At 48.2% G+C, this 18,424-nt stretch carries 14 protein-coding genes, 1 pseudogene and 1 riboswitch; of the genes and pseudogenes, 10 read left to right on the plus strand and 5 right to left on the minus strand.

Annotated elements, in window-relative coordinates:
- Positions 1-60 precede the first annotated feature (60 nt).
- The 4 genes from ACFVSO_RS18075 (at position 61) to ACFVSO_RS18090 (ending at position 5,853) form a co-directional block, all read left to right on the plus strand.
- Complete coding sequence (locus ACFVSO_RS18075) at positions 61-1,515, plus strand: spore germination protein (RefSeq protein ID WP_387476058.1); 1,455 nt, start codon at positions 61-63, stop codon at positions 1,513-1,515.
- A gap of 13 nt (positions 1,516-1,528) precedes the next feature.
- Positions 1,529-2,608, plus strand: a complete 1,080-nt coding sequence (locus ACFVSO_RS18080) for a GerAB/ArcD/ProY family transporter (RefSeq protein WP_387476060.1) — start codon at positions 1,529-1,531, stop codon at positions 2,606-2,608.
- Complete coding sequence (locus ACFVSO_RS18085; RefSeq protein WP_387476062.1) at positions 2,601-3,725, plus strand: Ger(x)C family spore germination protein; 1,125 nt, start codon at positions 2,601-2,603, stop codon at positions 3,723-3,725. The genes ACFVSO_RS18080 and ACFVSO_RS18085 overlap by 8 nt, the downstream gene beginning before the upstream one ends.
- Positions 3,726-3,834: 109 nt before the next feature.
- Positions 3,835-5,853: a methyl-accepting chemotaxis protein gene (locus ACFVSO_RS18090; protein ID WP_387476064.1), complete on the plus strand. Its 2,019-nt coding sequence runs from the start codon at positions 3,835-3,837 to the stop codon at positions 5,851-5,853.
- Between the two features lie 158 nt (positions 5,854-6,011).
- On the opposite strand, the gene ACFVSO_RS18095 is transcribed toward ACFVSO_RS18090, so the two are convergent.
- A complete protein-coding gene (locus ACFVSO_RS18095) occupies positions 6,012-7,004 on the minus strand; it encodes a Gfo/Idh/MocA family protein (RefSeq protein WP_387476066.1) in 993 nt (330 codons plus the stop codon).
- Positions 7,001-7,987, minus strand: a complete 987-nt coding sequence (locus ACFVSO_RS18100; protein ID WP_387476068.1) for a Gfo/Idh/MocA family protein — start codon at positions 7,985-7,987, stop codon at positions 7,001-7,003. Before ACFVSO_RS18100 ends, ACFVSO_RS18095 begins: the two co-directional genes overlap by 4 nt.
- A 132-nt stretch (positions 7,988-8,119) precedes the next feature.
- On the opposite strand from ACFVSO_RS18100, the gene ACFVSO_RS18105 reads away from it, so the two are divergent.
- From ACFVSO_RS18105 to ACFVSO_RS18120, 4 genes and pseudogenes are all read left to right on the plus strand, one after another.
- On the plus strand, positions 8,120-9,004 hold the full coding sequence (locus ACFVSO_RS18105; protein WP_387476070.1) for a helix-turn-helix transcriptional regulator: 885 nt from the start codon (positions 8,120-8,122) through the stop codon (positions 9,002-9,004).
- A 204-nt stretch (positions 9,005-9,208) separates the two neighbouring features.
- Positions 9,209-9,354, plus strand: a riboswitch (cyclic di-AMP (ydaO/yuaA leader).
- 99 nt (positions 9,355-9,453) lie between these two features.
- Entirely contained in the window at positions 9,454-10,116 is a 663-nt protein-coding gene (locus ACFVSO_RS18110; RefSeq protein ID WP_387476072.1) for a potassium channel family protein, read from the plus strand.
- A gap of 243 nt (positions 10,117-10,359) precedes the next feature.
- Positions 10,360-10,533: pseudogene (locus ACFVSO_RS18115) on the plus strand (transposase); the annotation flags it as partial.
- A gap of 78 nt (positions 10,534-10,611) precedes the next feature.
- The gene (locus ACFVSO_RS18120; RefSeq protein ID WP_387476248.1) at positions 10,612-11,253 is read left to right on the plus strand and encodes a hypothetical protein; all 642 of its coding nucleotides are present in this window, start codon (positions 10,612-10,614) and stop codon (positions 11,251-11,253) included.
- 904 nt (positions 11,254-12,157) lie between these two features.
- Here the strand turns inward: ACFVSO_RS18120 and nagZ are convergent.
- Complete coding sequence (gene nagZ / locus ACFVSO_RS18125) at positions 12,158-13,456, minus strand: beta-N-acetylhexosaminidase (RefSeq protein ID WP_387476074.1); 1,299 nt, start codon at positions 13,454-13,456, stop codon at positions 12,158-12,160.
- A 409-nt stretch (positions 13,457-13,865) separates the two neighbouring features.
- Between nagZ and ACFVSO_RS18130 the strand changes: the two genes are divergently transcribed.
- The gene (locus tag ACFVSO_RS18130) at positions 13,866-15,149 is read left to right on the plus strand and encodes a UDP-glucose dehydrogenase family protein (protein ID WP_387476076.1); all 1,284 of its coding nucleotides are present in this window, start codon (positions 13,866-13,868) and stop codon (positions 15,147-15,149) included.
- Entirely contained in the window at positions 15,146-16,096 is a 951-nt protein-coding gene (locus ACFVSO_RS18135; protein WP_387476078.1) for an NAD-dependent epimerase/dehydratase family protein, read from the plus strand. The genes ACFVSO_RS18130 and ACFVSO_RS18135 overlap by 4 nt, the downstream gene beginning before the upstream one ends.
- 73 nt (positions 16,097-16,169) lie before the next feature.
- Here ACFVSO_RS18135 and ACFVSO_RS18140 read toward each other — a convergent pair whose 3' ends face one another.
- Together ACFVSO_RS18140 and fabV are read right to left on the minus strand one after the other, a co-directional pair.
- Complete coding sequence (locus ACFVSO_RS18140) at positions 16,170-17,108, minus strand: ribose-phosphate diphosphokinase (protein WP_387476080.1); 939 nt, start codon at positions 17,106-17,108, stop codon at positions 16,170-16,172.
- A gap of 88 nt (positions 17,109-17,196) precedes the next feature.
- Positions 17,197-18,387, minus strand: a complete 1,191-nt coding sequence (gene fabV, locus ACFVSO_RS18145; RefSeq protein ID WP_387476082.1) for an enoyl-ACP reductase FabV — start codon at positions 18,385-18,387, stop codon at positions 17,197-17,199.
- Positions 18,388-18,424: the final 37 nt, after the last annotated feature.

An 18,424-nucleotide genomic window follows, 5' to 3' on the forward strand; every position in this document is an offset into this window, starting at 1 on the left:
TATGGATGGAGCTGAAATGGCGAATAGTATGATCATCCCTGATGAAGGAGCGAGAAGATCATGAAGCGCAATGAATCTGATGAGCAGCAACAGGATCAATTGGAGCCTTCCTCGCTCCCAACCCTGCAGCATGTTTTGGACAATTTTTCGGATTGCTGCGATCTAACCCATCGAACCATTCCAGAGATCGGTGTAGATTTGGTGTATTTCGGGTATTTGCTGGGCAGCGAGGAGTTTACCAGGGATGTCATTATTCCACTGAACAAAGTTAATTCTGATGAAGTGAAGACGCTATTTGAACGCTCCCAGTTTCATTTAACCACCGATTCCAAAACCGTAATAAAAGGGATATTGGAGGGGAAGGTTTCTCTTTTTCATGAAGACGATGTATATCTGATTAATATGTACAGGCCTGAATCAAGGTCGATTTCCCAGTCAGAGACGGAAACGGTGATCAATGGCCCGCATGATTCCTTCGTGGAATCGGCGAGTCAAAATTTATCGCTCATCCGAAGAAGAGTAAGAAGCTCGCACCTGAAAGTCATCAAGCTTCAGGTCGGTGAAGTGACCAAGTCCGATGTGTATATCTTGTATATTGACGGCATAGCGAATATGGAAAACGTCAATGAGCTAGTCCAACGCATAAAAAACATCGAGATCGATGCTGTACACGACGGCAATATGCTTATTCAATATATCGACGATTTTCCCAATTCGATCTTTCCTCTATTCCCAACAACGGAACGTACGGATGCCGCTGTATCCAAGCTGGTCGGTGGCAGAATACTGGGTGTACTGGACGGAAGTCCGTCTGTCTTCTCGGCGCCGGCGTCCTTCTTCGAATTTTTTTCGTCTCCCGACGACTATTATCAGCGCTGGGCGCTGGGCTCTGCTATTCGTATATTAAGGCTCATTGCCTTTCTGATCACGGTTACGTTTACCGCTATGTATGTATCAGTAACGACTTTTCATTATGAGATGATCCCTGAGGATTTGTTAATTACGATTACGGAATCCAGGGCGCGGGTGCCCTTCCCGCCACTGTACGAAGCATTGCTCATGGAAGTCACGATCGAGCTGCTTAGGGAAGCGGGAGCCAGGCTGCCGACGAAGATCGGGCAAACCATTGGTATCGTAGGCGGTATCGTGATCGGGCAAGCAGCAGTCCAGGCAGGCCTGACCAGCAATATTTTAATTATTGCGGTCGCTTCCTCCGCGATTGCATCATTCGTTATCCCGAGTTATGTGATGAGCGCATCGATTCGTCTCATCCGCTTTGGATTAATTATTTTAGCAGGAATGATGGGGAATTTAGGGCTTATGATGGGATTTGCCCTGATCATCATTCATTTATCGGGACTGACAAGCCTCAATACGTCGTATGTTACCCCGGTTGCTCCGTTTAAGCCGAAGGATTGGCGTGACGTGTTTATTCGCGCTCCATTCTGGGCGCTGAAGGAACGACCTTCGCAATCGGCTTCTCCAAACAAGGTGAAAAATAGAATCAGAAAGTAAGTGAGGGAAAAAAGTGAAGGAGAAACTGTTTCCTTTTCATGTCGCGCTCTTAATCTACATGATTCAATCCGGAGTTGTCATATTTAGCATTCCGCGCTTGCTGGCTCAGAGCTTCGGCTACAATGGCTGGGCCTCTGTCATCATTTTTTTAGGTATTTCCTCATTTGCGATCTATCTCATTTCACGAGTATATCGTTTGGGCCAAGGAAGATCCATATTTGAAATTCTCGAGCAAGCGATCCCCAAGTTTATACTGTATCCAATCTATACCTTCCTGGTAGCATTATGGTCGCTTCTAGGCTGTATGGTCGCCAAGCAATATGTCATTATTTTTCAAATGATTGCTTTTCCTTCGACCCATCCCATGTTTTTCAAAGCTTTGATTGATATTTTATCTTTCATATTAGTAGTTGGCGGCGTATATACGATTGCCAAAGCTTCAACAAGCTTTTTTTGGATGATCATATGGATGACGCTCCTGTTGTTCTTTTACTTCGAGGATTTTGAGTGGGCAAGGCTTACCACCTTTTTCTTTCGGGGCGATACGGACATGGTCATGGGGAGTCTTGACATTTACAATGCCTTTTTGGGATTCGAGCTTGCCCTGCTGTTATTTCCGTACGTGGAGAAAAAGGGGAAGTTCATGAAGGCCGTTTATGCAGGAAACATCATCACATCATTGACCTACCTTTTTTTCTCCTTCATTTGTTTCGGTTTCTACAGCTTCGGACAATTAACGAAAATGAAGTATCCGCTTCTGGAATTGCTTTCATTTATTCGGTTGCCATTCGTTGAACGAATTGAAAACTTGTTATTTGGATTCTTTTTATTCCCTGCTTTAATCACCATTGTGATGTACATGTGGGCAGCTGTGGAGGTTGCGAAACGAATGGTTCCAAAGGTAAACGTAAAATGGCATGCGGTCGTCATATTCGGACTTCTCTACGCTGTGTCCTGGATACCGGATGTTATTGGAGAAGTGGAGCAATGGCTGCAATATCTCGGCTATGTGGAAACATCGGTTACATTCGGTTTGCCGCTTTTGTTGATTGTCATTTTATGGGCGAAAAAAGGAGCGATGAACCGTGAGTAAGGTGCGGATTGTTTTCACAGCCATATTAATGGCTGTTTTGATTAGCGGCTGCGGCGATCAACGCATCATTGAGAGGCTTGGCTTTCTCCATACAGCGAGCTTTGATTTGATTCCGGCGGAGCATGAGCATGCGGAGGATCAATTACTGTTTTCGGTTACTTATCCCATTATTGATGCCCAATTAAGGAAGGTGAGATATGAAAGTTTTAGCGCGGTAGCCCAGACAGGCAAGGAAGCCAAAATGAAGATCGCCAGGAAAAGTGAATTGAGATTGGTTAGCGGACAGATGCGCAGTACATTATACGGATTAAGCTTGTCGAGGAAAGGGCTGTGGAGTTATATCGATACGTTGGTAAGAGATCCTGCGATCTCTCAGCGTATTAAGATTACCGTAGTGAACGGCAACGCCAGCGACCTATTAAAGAAAAAATATCCTTCGCATCCCTCAACGGGACAATATATCGATCGGATGCTGGATAAGGAAGCGCGCTCCAATAACGTCCCGGAAATTACTCTGTACGAATTTGCAAGGGACTACTTTGACGATGGAATTGATGCAATTGCTCCCATCATTAAGGATGTGGGAGAGGATGTTGCGATTGATGGCATTGCATTATTCGACGGAGATCAGTACAAGACCAAACTGGATGCCGATCAAGCGATTTATTTCGCCTTTCTAAGGGATTCCTTTAAGCGTGGAGAAATAAGCATTGATTTGGGGGAAGTCGGATTAGGGGGAGAGTATGTCTTCAGCACATTGAGCAATAAAAGGAAGGTGAGTGTATCTCAGAGCAGTTCGGGCACTTATGAAGTAGATATAGCTGTTCAAATTAGAGGTTCGGTTCTGGAATACAACGGGGATTTTAAACTCAGCGATCAGAATGAAAGAGGGAAGCTGGAAAAGCTGGTATCACAGCACATTAGCCGTAAGCTTGATGCGATCATCAAAAAAATGCAAAAAAACAATGTGGACAGCATCGGAATCGGCAAGCATGTACGAAATAGTATGAGTTTTTCCAAATGGTCAAAGCTGGATTGGGATCTTGTATATCCCCAAGTTATAATCAGGCCGTCCGTCCAGGTTACGATAAAAGACTACGGCAAGTTCGAGAGATAATCGGTTCAAGGCACTTTGAAAATGTTCATGAATTTGTGTCGAATTATTTATTATTTTGTCGAAATTCTCCGATGAATGAAGTATGAATGGCATCATTGGGGGGACTTGAATGAAGATTTCTAATTGGAAATGGATGAAGAGTTTGAAGGGTTCGGTTCGTTTCAAATTTATTGTCTTGTTGTTGTGCTTGACTGTTATTCCGGTTTTGATCGTCGCCTGGATATTAACAAGCTTGTTTACCGACATCGTAGAGAAGGATCTCAAGCAGCAGCAAATTACTGTAGCTACATCAAATGCGACAGCGCTTAACGATTTTCTAGAGAGCAATGTATCTGCGGTGGAAGGTATGTTGGATGCCTATAAGAAGCAGTTTCTACAAGGTGATGAGACAAGTGTGGTTCCCTTGCTCCAGTCCATGAAGGCGATGCATCCTGACGTTAGTTCCTATTCGTATGCTTCGGCATCGGGAATGTCTATCAGTGATAAGAGGGAAGCATTGGATTTATCGAAGTTTGACAACTTTATTCGGATAAAGGAAGAGAAGAATGTAGGCATTTCGGACATTATTCATGACGGGATTACCGACGAAAACATCATTATTATCGACGTGCCGATCATTGACGATCAGCAGCAATTCCGCGGTCTTGTTCAAATGATCGTCAATCCGAGCCACATCCTGAACAACCTTAGCCGCAATAAAATGAGCGAATCCAGCTATGCGTATGTGCTGGCTAAGGACGGCACTTATTTGGCCCATCCTACCGAAGAGAAAATTGGCAGGGATTTCAGGGAATATGCTGACGAGGCCAAAATCAAAACTTACACAGAGCAAGTTCTCACTCGGGCTACCGGTACTGTCTCCTATACAGAGCTTGACGGATTGAATAAGCTGGCTTCATATGCTGCGATTGAGATGACGGGGTGGCGAGTCATCGTATCGGGAGATGAGGAGGAGCTTCTGACCAGCGTAAATGAGGCGATGAATATAGGGGTTATTGTCATTATTATTTGCTCGCTGGTTGTAGCGGTCATCTCTTATATCGTAGCTGGCTTCATTCTGCGTCCGATATTTGCGATGTCCAAGCTGATGACGAAAGTAGCAGCGGGTGATCTAACCGAAAGGCTGCAGGTTAATGGTGAAGACGAGCTCGCTCAGCTAAGGGCGAATATGAACGAAATGTTGAATTCCTTCAAGATGACGCTGGTGAAGCTGACGGAAGCTATAGAACATACTGCGGTTTCGACTGAGCAATTGACAGCCATATCGGTTGATTCGGCTACAGCAGCCGAGCAGATGGCAGTAGCAGTCGAACGGGTTGCCACAGGGGCCAAATCACAGCATCATGGGTCGGAGCAATCCGCCGTAGCGATGGAAGAGATGGCAATCGGCATTCAGAAGATTGCCGAGTCTTCCGGGGTCGTAAGCGAGCATGCCATGATGATGCATGACGATGTGATGAAAGGCGATCGCGTTGTACAGCTTGCTGTCGGCCAAATTAAGCAGGCGAGCGGCGCTGTTGGCCGATCGGCTGAGATGGTGCGGGAGCTGGAAGCGAAGACGGCGGAGATTAATGGAATTGTAGGCTACATTTCGGAGATTGCGAGTCAGACGAATTTGCTCGCGCTTAATGCTTCAATCGAAGCTGCGCGCGCAGGCGAGCATGGCAGAGGATTTGCTGTCGTTGCCGGGGAAGTGAAGAAGCTGGCTGTACAGACGACCGAGGCGACAGTATCCATCGGCTCAATCTTGCATGAGATTCAGAGGTCGACGGCATCCACGTCAACCGCCATTGCAGAAGGCATCGGCGAGGTTCATAAGAGCGTGGACCAGTTTGATCAGGTTGGGCAGGCCTTCGAAAGTATTATGACCACAGTGAATGGCGTTTCCGCTCAAATCCAGGAGGTATCCGCGGCGACGGAGGAGTTATCCGCCAGCACGGAGGAAGTGTCCGCATCCATGCAGGAGATTGTTGGCATTTCTGAACATGCTCTACAAGAGCTGGACGGGATCTCGGAGGATACGAACCGGCAGCGTGATTCTATGAAGGAAATATCCGCGTCATCGGAATCTCTTAGCCGAATGGCTACTGAGCTCCAAGAGCTTGTTGCTTTATTCAAATTGAAGTAATATCATCAGGCTGGTATAGTTTCGACAGATATCTCAGTTGTGCTTATGAAAAAAAGGACCTCAAGCCCGCCGACATGCGGGCTTTGAGGTTCTTTTGCACTTATACGAGGATGTTTCTGCTCGGAGCGTGCACGGAATGGTTATGGTCCCTAATAGGTTTAGGAGTGCAGCTTTACGGGCTGGCCTTCTTGAATCGATTGGTAGCCGGCAAGAGCAACAGCAGCGGAACGCATGCCGTCTACTCCTGTTATCGGAACCTGTTGACCGCTGCGGATGGCTTGAACGAAGGAACGAATCAGATATAGATCCATATTGTCCCCCCAATAATTCCATTGGCCAAGTCCGTCTTGCTGGCTGTATACTTCATTCACTTGAGCCAAGGAATCAACGGATAATACGCCTTTAGTACCGATAATCTCCATGGTGACGTCTCCCCATGTCGGGAATGGAGGCTTGCGGGACCAGCTTGTATCGACAACTCCGAATGCGCCGTTCTCGAATTTCACATGGATCATCCCGGCATCGTCTACCTCAAGCTGCTCATTGAACAAAGTGGCGGCATATGCGTACACTTCAGTTGGTTCGGAGCCGGTGAACCAGCGCATGAGATCCATTACATGGACCGTATGGTCGAGCAGGGCGCCGCCTCCGGACAAGCTGCGATCAACGAACCAGCCGGATGGAGCTGTGCCGCGATTCGTTCCTTTGATCGCTACGATCTCTCCGATCTCGCCACGTTCTACCGCCTGCTTGGCTTCCACGACCGCTGCAAGATAGCGACAAGGAAATGCTGTCATGAGCTGGACATGGTTGTCCTTGCAGGCTTCAAGCATTTGACTCATCTCATCGATTGATATGCCGAGCGGCTTCTCGCACAGCACATGGACGCCTTTGCCCGCGGCAGCGATTACAATCTCGGCATGCAGCGCGTTTTCAGAGCAGACGACAACGGCATCCAGCGGCTGCTCCAGCAGCGCAAGGTAGTCATTATAGTAAGTTATGTTATGCTTGGCTGTTGCCTCCGCCACTCTTTCGGCTACGGGATCCGCAATGCCAACGATATCAACTTCTTGGATGGACAGCAAAGCATCCAGATAAGAAAAGGCATGCTCATGGGCAAAACTGATCATACCAACCTTTAGGTTGCTCATTTCGCGTGGCCTCCTTTCAAATAAACGGCTTTGCCAGTAACCGCGCTCTCTCTGGCGTATAGGGCCAACTCAAGCGCTTTGTAGGCATCTGCTGCCGTAACGATCGACTCGCTCCCATCTTCAATACAGCGAATAAAGTGCTCTAATTGCAGCTCATACGGGCTTCTGTGTCCTGGGCTGCCCGGTATGACGACGGCTCCAGTCGTATCGCTGCTTGTCCCCTGCTTGACGATTTGGATGGAGCTGCTTTTCAGGCTATTGGCCCGAACGATACCGGTGCTGCCGGCGATTTCAGCTTTGGTATGGAACGGCCCTGGGTAACCCCAATTGGCTTCCACATTTGCAATCGTGCCGTTTTCGAAGCGCAAAGTGACCAGAGCATAATCGAGTCCCTCTTGTTTCGCGTTCAGGGCATATATGCTTTCGACCTCACCGAAGCAGGAGCGCAGGAAGTCCAGATCATGGATCATCAGATCAACGATGACGCCCCCGCTTAAGCCTTCATCCGCAAACCAGTTGCCCGGATGCCCGCCGATCCGGCTGGCATGAGCGACCGCAGGACGCCCCAGCTTTCCGCTGTCCAACGTTTGCTTGAGATGGTTGTAATCAGGGAAGAAGCGAACAACATGTCCAATAAACAGACGGACGCCGTTCTCTTCACTGACCGTCATCATCTCCCGTGCATCTTCCAGTGAAAGGGCGATAGGCTTTTCGCAAATAATATGCTTTCTTGCTTTCACAGCTTTAAGCGTATATTCTTTGTGTAAATAGGTAGGCAGCGCGATGCTTACCGCATCAAAATCCGCATTTGCCAGCATGTCGTCGAACGAGTAATATGCGGTTGCTCCTGTCTGCCCAGCCAATGTATCGGCCAATTGACGATTTGCATCGCAAACACCTGTTAATTGAACGTTTGCGAGACTGGCGTATATAACGGCATGAATAGCACCCATGCCTCCGCAACCTAGGACTGCCACTTTCATAGAGGGTCACCTTCCTTTATTTGTGGTTAGCTTTGTCTTAATCATACAAGGGAGTAGCTGCAGCCGTATATGCAATAATTTAATGGTTTTATATCCATTTTCAACATTTTAACATTCGGGAGAGAGATAGCCTTGGATATTATAAAAGAGCCTATACATTACCAGAATCAGCAGCTATGCCTGAAAGTATGGACATTTTTTCTTGAAGGCTTCGCTGGCGCAGAGCTGCCTAGCTGGCACTATCATAAGGAAGTAGAGTTTATTCTCGTATTAGACGGAATTCATGAGATGCATACCTTAGACCGAACCTATCGCCTGGAGCAGGGCGATGTGATGGTGATTGGCTCCAATCAGCTTCATCGAGCAGTAGGTCATGCAGGGCACGAAGTAGAATATATTGTACTTCACGTCGATCTGGAGCCGTACTTCGATCCGGCGACGATTAACTATTTAAGCTGTTTCATGGAGGTGCTTCAGCCGCTTGACGGACTGAATGATCTGTTCGCGTCCAACCCAAATGCAAGGGAGGAGGTGGGCCGTGCGATCTTCAGCATTCATGAGGAAGTCATGGCCAGACGTCATGGCTACGAGGTAGCGGTCAGCATGCATATCAAAGCGCTGATGCTTGCCATGCTAAGGCATGACGCAAACGACATATTATCACCGGGCGGAAAGCTGGACGCTCACGTACTGAAGCCTGTCATTGCCTTTATAGATGAGCGACTGGGCGAAAAGATACATATGTCTGAACTGAGCGCTTTAGCCGGAATGAGCTATGTCTATTTTTCTAAGTATTTCAAAACGCATATGGGACTGCCGTTTACCGAGTATGTCAATCGGCGACGTATTGCTAAGGCTACGCGCCTGCTTGCCCTTACCGATCGAAAAATAACGGACATCGCACATTCCGTAGGACTGGAGAATATGGCGCATTTTTATGAATTGTTCAAACGCTTCAACGGCTGTACGCCAAAGCAGTTTAAACTGAAAATGACGTTGTCAGCAGAACCGGAATAGATTCCTCCCCTTATTTCCAACTAGCGCAGGAGGAGATGGTCTAGTTGAGAAAAGCATCAATAAACGCATATAATTCGCGATCGGCTGATAGCGCAATGCATGTAAGCGCTTCTATCGGGATTTTTAAGCTTTTTCCGCCGAAACATGTCTGGAATGCGCTTTTACAAAACATTCGGAAAGGAGTAGCATTAGGCTCATAAATGAATATGCGTAACGCTCAATGGTCCGTTAAGACCAGCGGGGGAACCAAAGCGATCGTAATGGGTCGCAGGGGTGAATCCATGTTATGGTAGGGAGCTCTCGACTTCCGAATCCGTCAGCTAACCTCGTAAGCGTTGTTCGGGAGATAAGTGCGCGCGCTTGTGTTCGTCATGACCACAGAGAGCTTGTTTCTCTGTGGTCTTTGCTGTGTCCAATCAACAATGAATAGTAGAAGAGAGGCTCGTCAGATGGGAAAACAATTTGTAGTCATTGGGTTAGGGAGATTCGGGGGAAGTGTGACGCGAACATTGCTATCGCTTGGCTACGAAGTTATGGGAATCGACAAGGATGAGAAGAGAGTACAGGAATACGCGCCTATCTTGTCCCATGTCTATCAAGCCGATTCGACTGATGATCAGGTCATGCGGGAGCTCGGTGTGCGCAATCTGGATCATGCGATTGTAGCCATAGGCGAAAACCTTCAGTCCAGTATATTAACTACATTGATTCTGAAGGATATTGGCGTCAAATTCGTAACAGCCAAGGCAACAAGCGATTATCATCAGCGGGTGCTTGAAGGCGTCGGTGCGGACCATATCGTTCACCCGGAGCGCGATACAGGAGTACGGGTAGCCCATCAGGTCACCTCCAAAAACATGATTGAATACTTGGAGTTATCCCCCCAACATAGTCTCGTCGAAATGATTGCCCCGCCAATCTTCTGCGGCAAAACATTAAAAACATTGGACTTCAGAGCCAAATTCGGCTGCAGCGTCATGGCCATACGCAGAAAAGACAATGACTTGGTTGTATCTCCGCACGCGGACGATCGTATATTTGAAGGCGACATGTTAGTTATCATCGGCAAAAACAGCGATATTACAAGGTTCGAGCGGACATTCGCAGACTAAGTGTGAAGTCTGGATGCTTGCAGAAGGACAGTATACTTTTTGCCCGATAACATGTACGTATACAGAAATCATTCAGTACCCCCTTTCTGAGGGTGTTCTTTTTTGGAAAAGGGCTCACTCTCCCATCTGCTCAGGAACAGGTATATAAGATAAAACCATCTATCCAACTCTTGTAAAAGGTTGGGTATTTTGTTATACTAAAAACAGAACATATGTTCTCTTTTTTTGGGGGGGGTGAGGGATGTGGGAATATTATTAGCTTGGCAAGAGTTTAATGCACAATATCGGAGGGATGAGGATTTGCTTCCTCTTCTTGAACGTTTGAAGTGGCCATCAGGCTTTAAGTGCTATTGTTGTGGACATCGCTCTGCATATAAGATCGTTACGAGAAGTCTGCCTCTTTATGAATGCACGAAGTGCAAATATCAGCAGTCGCTAACCTCCCATACCATTTTACATAAAAGTCGCACTTCTATACGGAAGTGGTTGTTTGTTATGTATTTAGTTGGAAAGTTCGAGCATAGCGTTAATGCCGTGCAATTATCTGCGCTTCTGGACATTACCTATAAGACGGCTTGGCGCATGTTGAATAAAATTCGTTCCGTATTGTCCATGGAGTCGCAGCAAATATGGGGCGAATATATAGAAGTTAAACATGAGATTTTTAATCAGCAGGCTCTTTTATCCGATGACAGGTTACAGAAGGAGAGGTCTGTCGCAATCATTAAGTCGGTAAAACGAGACGAGAATAATTGCAGTAGCAGTTTTTTTGCATTTCAATTATTGAGCAGGCGCAAGCAGGCTAGGGAAGTCCTCGAGCATTCCGAACAAGCCGAAATATTGATACGATTGAACCTAGGCGGGCATAGCAGCGTGGATATGAATCCAAGGTTTCAGCAGTTTCAAAAACGAAATACTGCAGGAGATTTAGTCAACTCTGGCAAGCGCACGTGCCACCCGTTATCTGTGATCGCCAGTAATGCGTTTAGTTGGATGAAGGACAAGTTTCACGGAATCGGGGATAAGTATGCCCAGCAGTACATGGACGAATATTGCTTAAGGCTGAACGCCTCCACTGGTGCTATTACATGCGCATTTGAACACACTGCAAGCCTATCACTGCAAATGAAGCATTGATTGTACTGCAATGTAGACGCATTAGCTTTCAAACCTATGAGTTATTTGAGTATGTATCAAAATCTGCTTGACTTTGCCGTGTACCCCCATAATGCGTAACCCGTATCGTATTACTCATCACGCGAACCCTATAACACGTACCCATCACGTGTAACTCATAACGTGAACCCCATCTCACGAACCAAAAATGCGTAACCCATCATGCGAGCCCCTTAATGCGTAACCCGTAATGTATGTCTCATAACGCGTACCTCATCCCGTGAATCAATAACCCATAACACGTAGCCCATCAACGAATCCCATCATGCGAGCCCTATCGCGCATAACTTTTAACGCGAATCCCATCATACGAGCCCCTTAACGCTTAACACGTAGTGTATGACCCATCACGCATCACGTGAATCAATAACCCATAACACGTACGTAGCCTATAACGTATAACCTATCACGTGTAACCTATCACGCGAATCCCATCATACGAGCTCCTTAACGGTTAAGACGTAGTGCATGACTCATATTACGAATCCAATCCCGTGAATCGATAACCAAAAACACGTTACCCATAACGTGTAATCCATCGCGCGAATCAATAACCCATAACCGATAACCCATAACTGATAACCCATAACTGATAACCCATAACTGATAACCCATAACTGATAACCCATAACCGATAATCCATAACCGTTAACCCGTAGCCCTTATAAGTCTTACAATGTTACTCTCTAAATTATGTTTTTGCCCTGAGTTGATGGGATAGTGAGCAGGTTTGGGAAAGTGAAGGGTCTTGGAGAGATCTTTATTTTGTTGAGAGGTCGGTCTTTGGTTTGAATTTCGTTTAGATGGAACTTGAAATATAGTTTGTTGCGATTGATAGGAAAAGGAAATAAAAAAGCCCGGGCCATTATGGCCGGGCTTGTAGTGCGTTATTGATGACTTCGTTGACAGCGGAGACGTCTATATCAGGAGTTGACTCGTCGGAGAGCTTGTACTTTTGCTTCAGGCTAAGCACACGATAGACGCTTTCGTCCAGCCGTTCCTTACTTATCTCACCGGAGTGAACAGCTTGTCTAAGGGCATCCAAAGCTTCGATTCGCAGCTTCTCTTCATGGCTTACGAGCACGATGTCTGCACCCGCCTGGACGGCGGTTACGGATGCGTCCCCGATTTTGTTGCCGTTCAGCAAGCCGCCCATTGTCATATCATCCGTTATCACGACGCCCTCATATCCCAGCTTCTCACGCAGCAAGTCGTTGATTACAGCCTCGGATATCGAAGCAGGGTGTTTAGTGTCCAGATCCATCATGAGCAGATGCGCGACCATGATGGCGTCAACCTCCTGTTCAATGGCCTCTTTGAAAGGAATGAGCTCGAATTTCTCCAGCTCCTCGAGCGACTTATGAACGAGAGGCAAATCATAATGCGAGTCTACGGATGTATCGCCATGTCCCGGAAAATGCTTGACGACCGCAGCTACGCCTTCCGATGTGATGCCGTCCAGTGCTTCCAGGCCATGTGCTGTTACTTTGTCTGGTGTCGAGCCGTAGGAGCGGTCGCCGATGACTGGGTTTTTAGGGTTGCTGTTAATGTCCAGGACAGGAGCAAAATCTAGATTGAAGCCCAGCGCCTTTAGCTCGGTGCCCAGCGCCTTTCCGATTCCGTTCGTATACGGCAAGTTGTTGGCTGCCGCTACATGGCCCGCTGCCGGGATTTTTACGAATTCGGAGGACATACGGCTCACTCTGCCGCCTTCCTGATCTACGCTTAACCATAAAGGAATGTCGTTGCTGGTATTGGTTTGTTTCAGATCGTTCAAAAGCGCAAGCGTCTGCTGTGCGTTTTTGATGTTGTCTTTGAATAAGATGAATCCGCCGACTTTATAGTCCTGGATCATCTTTTGGGTGAAGCCGTTCATTTCGGTTCCATCTAAGCCGACGATGACGAGCTGTCCGATTTTTTCATCCAAGCTCATGTTCTTCATCTGCTCCTGAATCATATCCAGTTGCGGATCAGGAGTTGGTGTTGCTGACGTCTCGTTAGAAGGATCAGGTTTTGGGCTTTCTGTATGGATAGGCGGGCTTGAGTTTGTCTGCTCCGGAGCAGGATCTATGCTGTTCGAACCCTGGTTGGATGAACCGCAGCCAGCTAGCAGCAAGGCTGGAAGTAACATAAGAACAAACCATTTGTAAGCTGATTTTTGCATTTGTAACACACCTCATTTTGCAGGAATACCCCTTATTGTACGTGCTGGAGAGGGTGAAGGTCAAACGGCATACACTCTACGGCATGTTTGCTGTATAGAATATGTATATGGCTTTGCTTGCGTAGTATATACAATCGTATAGACCATTGAAGCTTCATTGAAACCGTATGTATGAATAGGGAATGCCTCATTCTGGATGAAGTTTTGTCATGGTAATGCTGTGTTTTTATGATCCCCGATGCAGCTTGTTTTAGCGTTGTATATATTCATTTATGGACATGGATGCAGCTTGTTCTTAAGCATGTTTCCAAAAGTTTTGTAAATCAGCCCTGTTAAACGCCGTTTCACTTGAACTCTCTGATGCACATGATACTGTACAGTTAAGGTTGCGAAGAGAGGATGCAGCTTCATGAACATTGGAATTATCGGCGCCGGTTATGTCGGGCTGACGACGGCAGCCGTGTTGGCGGAGCTTGGGCATGTGGTCTATTGCGTGGATCGCGACAAAGAGAAGGTTGAACGACTGAATAACGGCATCATTCCGATTTACGAGCCAGGGCTGGAGGAATTGGTGGATCGTCACCGAGCCGGCAATCGGTTGTTCTTCCGCGATGATGTGGAGGAAACGGTGAGGCGTAATGAAGTCATTATGATTGCAGTAGGGACGCCATCCGCGACGGATGGCTCAGCCGATCTCGTCTTCGTCAGAAGCGTGTTGAACGATATTGCAGGCGCGCTCAGCGATCCTAAAATTATTATTATGAAAAGCACAGTTCCACCTGGAACGGGAGAGTGGGCGGAGTCATTCCTGATCGAAAAAGGCGTATCTAGAGAGCAATTTGAAGTGGTCTCGAATCCGGAGTTTTTGCGCGAGGGGACGGCTATCTACGATACGTTCCATCCCGATCGGATTGTAATCGGAACGCAAAATGAAGCGGCAGCGGGAATTGTTCAGTCGCTATATAGCGGAATTGAAGCAAAGACGATCATTACAGGCAGAACGGAAGCCGAGTTGATTAAGTACGGCTCCAATGCATTTCTGGCCACAAAATTGTCCTTTATTAATGAGCTGGCACGAGTGTGCGACGCATTTGGCGCGGATATTATGGACGTTGCAAAGGGTATCGGCAAGGATAGCCGAATCGGGGAAAAGTTCCTGCAGGCAGGCATTGGCTACGGCGGCTCATGCCTGCCCAAGGATGTGCAAGCGCTGATGGCGGCAGCAGCTTCCCAAAACGAACCGCTTAAGCTGCTGCAGGCTGTCGCGGAAGTGAATGACACGCAGCTGGACGTGTATATACGCAAGCTTGAGAAGATTCTAGGCGGATTAGACGGGACAAAGCATATTGCAGTATGGGGCGCGACTTTTAAAGAAAACACAGATGATTTGCGTTACTCTCGGGCGGTAGCTTTGATGGAAGGTTTGGCGAAGAAGGACTGCGTGCTGACAGCCTATGATCCGCTTGCTGCACCGCCTATAACCGGCGTCGAGTGGAAGGAGAGCGCTTTGGCGGCGGTTGAAGGCGCTGATGCGGTTATTATTGCTACTGGCTGGGAGGAATTCATTCGAGCGGACTGGGAGCAAGTCGCGAAGCGAATGAGGGGATCTGTGGTGCTGGATGGGCGCAATGTACTAAACAGAAAAGCAGTTGAAGAAGCCGGACTTCGCTATGTGGGGGTTGGACGGCTATGAAAATTGTAGTTACGGGTGCGGCGGGCTTCGTCGGGTCTCATTTATGCGAGAAGCTGCTGGAGCGGGAAGAGCATGAGGTTATCGGCATTGATGCATTGCTGCGCGATGAGCTGAAGGTGATTGGGAGCCGGAATTTGGATGAGATTATAGATCATTCGAGGTTTACCTTCCGAGGGGAAAATCTTCTTGATATCGATTGGGATGAAGTATTGAAAGATGTGGACATTGTCTACCATCTGGCAGGGATACCTGGCGTGCGCAATAGCTGGGGAGCGGATTTCGGTCATTATGTGACGAACAATATTAATGTGACGCAGCGGCTGCTGGAAGCTTGCAAAGGAAAGCCGCTGAAAAAGTTTGTCTATATCTCTACCTCTTCGGTCTATGGGGAGGTAACGGGCAAGGTATCCGAAGATGCCATGCCTTCGCCGCTATCTCCTTACGGTGTATCCAAGCTGACAGGCGAGCACCTATGCCGGGTTTACTGGCGAAATGAAGGCGTTCCGGTTGTAATTTTGCGTTATTTTACGGTATATGGGCCTCGCCAGCGGTCTGATATGGCCTTTCATCGCTTTATCCGTCAGATCTTGAACAACCAGCCGATCACTTTATACGGAGACGGGACGCAAACGCGTGATTTCACGTATGTGGGTGATTGTGCAGAAGCGACTGCCGCCGTTGCGGAAGCAGGCGGTGTGATCGGCGAGACGATTAATATCGGGGGCAAAGAGCGGGCATCTATCAATGAAATTATCGAGATGCTGGAGTGGATGACAGGCAAGCCGACGCAGATCATTCATGCGGGCGGGCTTGTCGGGGAGCCACTGCATACATGGGCGGATATATCGAAAGCAGAGCGGCTGCTTGGCTATTCACCGAAGATCGGGCTAGCGGAAGGACTGCGCCGGGAAGTCGCATTTGCGAAAAAGCATCTTCAGTCAAATTAGGAGGGAAGTTGGGCGCAGCTCATAAAAAGAACCTTCGTACCGCCACTTTCGTTCGGCGCGAAGGTTCTTTGGGTTATTCGGACTTGAACAGTGTGGCGATGGAGCCGCCCTCTGTAATGATTCGAATGGCGGTGCCGAGCAATGGAGCCATCGGCAGGATGATAAAGTTGTCCGGACGCTCTCGCTCCAGCGCGATCGTATCGGTAATGACGACTTCCTGAATGTTCGGGTGACTGAGCTTATCGACCGCATTTTCGGAGAACAGGCCATGCGTTGCGCAGATGAACGCGTCTTCGGCGCCGCGTTTTTTGAGCGCCTCGACAACGTTGACGATCGTGCTGCCGGTATCGATCAAATCCTCGATAATGATCGGCGTCATGCCTTCAACTTCACCGATAATATGGGTAATTTCGGATTGGTTGTGCGCAGGTCGGTTTTTGATCATGATCGCAAATGGGCAATCGAGCAAGCCCGCCAGCTTCTCAGCTGTTGTCGCGCGTCCGGCATCCGGGGAGACGACAACGGGATTTTTGATCGATTTCTCACGCAAGTAATCGATGATCATATCCAGAGCGGTCAGATGGTCGACCGTAATCTTGAAGAAGCCTTGGATCGGATCGGCATGCAAATCTACGGTAATGATGCGGTCAGCGCCAACGGTTGTCAGTACATCGGCAACCATTTTGGCCGAGATTGGTTCACGCGGAGCGGATTTCCGTTCCTGACGCGCATAGCCGTAGTACGGCATCACGATATTGATTGATTTCGCCGACGCGCGTTTGGCTGCGTCAATCATAACAAGCAGTTCAACGAGATTCTCGTTGACCGGATGCGAAAGCGATTGAATCAGGAATACATGATGGTTGCGCAGCGACTCTTCATAGGATACATGAATCTCTCCGCTTTGCAGCCGGGAGATGGCGGATTTGCCAAGTGGCAGGTCTAGTTGTTCGCATACTTTGCGTGCAAGCTCAGGGTTCGATGAACCTGAGAAAATTTTGATGTTTTTCAACGTTCTGTCCTCCAATTAATCAGTCATATCAAAGCGCTGAGCGCGGACCACAAGGTTCCGCTCTCAGCGCCTTCGCTGTCTATGTGTCTTATTTCAAGTTCTTAATGGCTACATCAGGATTGGCGTCCGCTTCGTAGTTGATGCCGTCCGTCTCGAAGCCGAACAACTGGAAGAATTCGCGGCGGTAACCTTTAAGATCAGACAGATCATATACATTCTCAGTAGTCAGATCGGTCCATAGTCTAGCCACTTCCTGTTGAATTTCCGGGCGCATCTCCCAGTCGTCAACACGGATTAGCCCTTTATCGTCGACAAGCGTCTTGCCTTCGCCGTACAACCGCTCGGAGAATAGACGGTACATTTGCTCGATACAGCCTTCATGCAGTCCCTTTTCTTTCATGACTTTGTACAATGCGGAGATGTACAACGGCACGACAGGGATCGCGGAGCTGGACTGCGTGACAAGCGCTTTGTTCACGGATACGAATGCGCGTCCGCCGGATTCGCCAAGCTGCTTGTTCAGGTTGTGTGCTGTTGCTTCCAGGTCGTTTTTCGCTGCGCCAATGGTTCCTTCGCGATAGACGGCATGCGTTATTTCAGGTCCGATATAGGAATATGCGACCGTTGTAGCGTCTTCTGCCAGCACGCCAGCAGCCTGAAGCTCGTCGATCCACATCTGCCAGTCCTCGCCGCCCATAACGGCAATCGTCTGGCGAAGCTCATCTTCTGTAGCCGGCTCAATCGTCGCCTGTGACACTTCGCCGCTGTGGAAGTTGACGGTTTTGTTCGTATACGTCTCGCCTAGCGGCTTGATGACGGAGGAGAATACTTCTCCTGTCTTGGGATGCGTGCGGCGCGGAGATGCAACGCTGTACACAACCAGATCGATCTGGCCTAGCTCTGTGCGGATCAGGTCGATGGTTTTGGCTTTAATCTCGTCGGAGAATGCGTCGCCTACGATGCTGTATGATTTCGTTCCTTGCTCGCTTGCGGCTTCCTCGAAAGCTGCGGAATTGTACCAACCTGCGCTAGCGGTGCGCGCGCCTTCCGCCGCTTTGTCAAAGTATACGCCAACGGTGTTCGCGCCGGAGCCGAATGCTGCAACGATACGGGAAGCCAGTCCATAGCCAGTGGATGCGCCCACGACTAGAACGTTGCGTGGGCCTTGAATAGTTGGTTTACCCTTTACGTAATCGATTTGACGCTGAACTTGGGCAGCACAGCCTTGCGGATGCGCTGTTGTGCAAATAAAGCCGCGCGTTTTCGGTTGAATGATCATATTGGGATATTCCTTTCTCTTATAAAATAACAAGGTT

Source organism: Paenibacillus sp. NPDC057967 (assembly GCF_042887015.1).
Taxonomy (GTDB): domain Bacteria; phylum Bacillota; class Bacilli; order Paenibacillales; family Paenibacillaceae; genus Pristimantibacillus.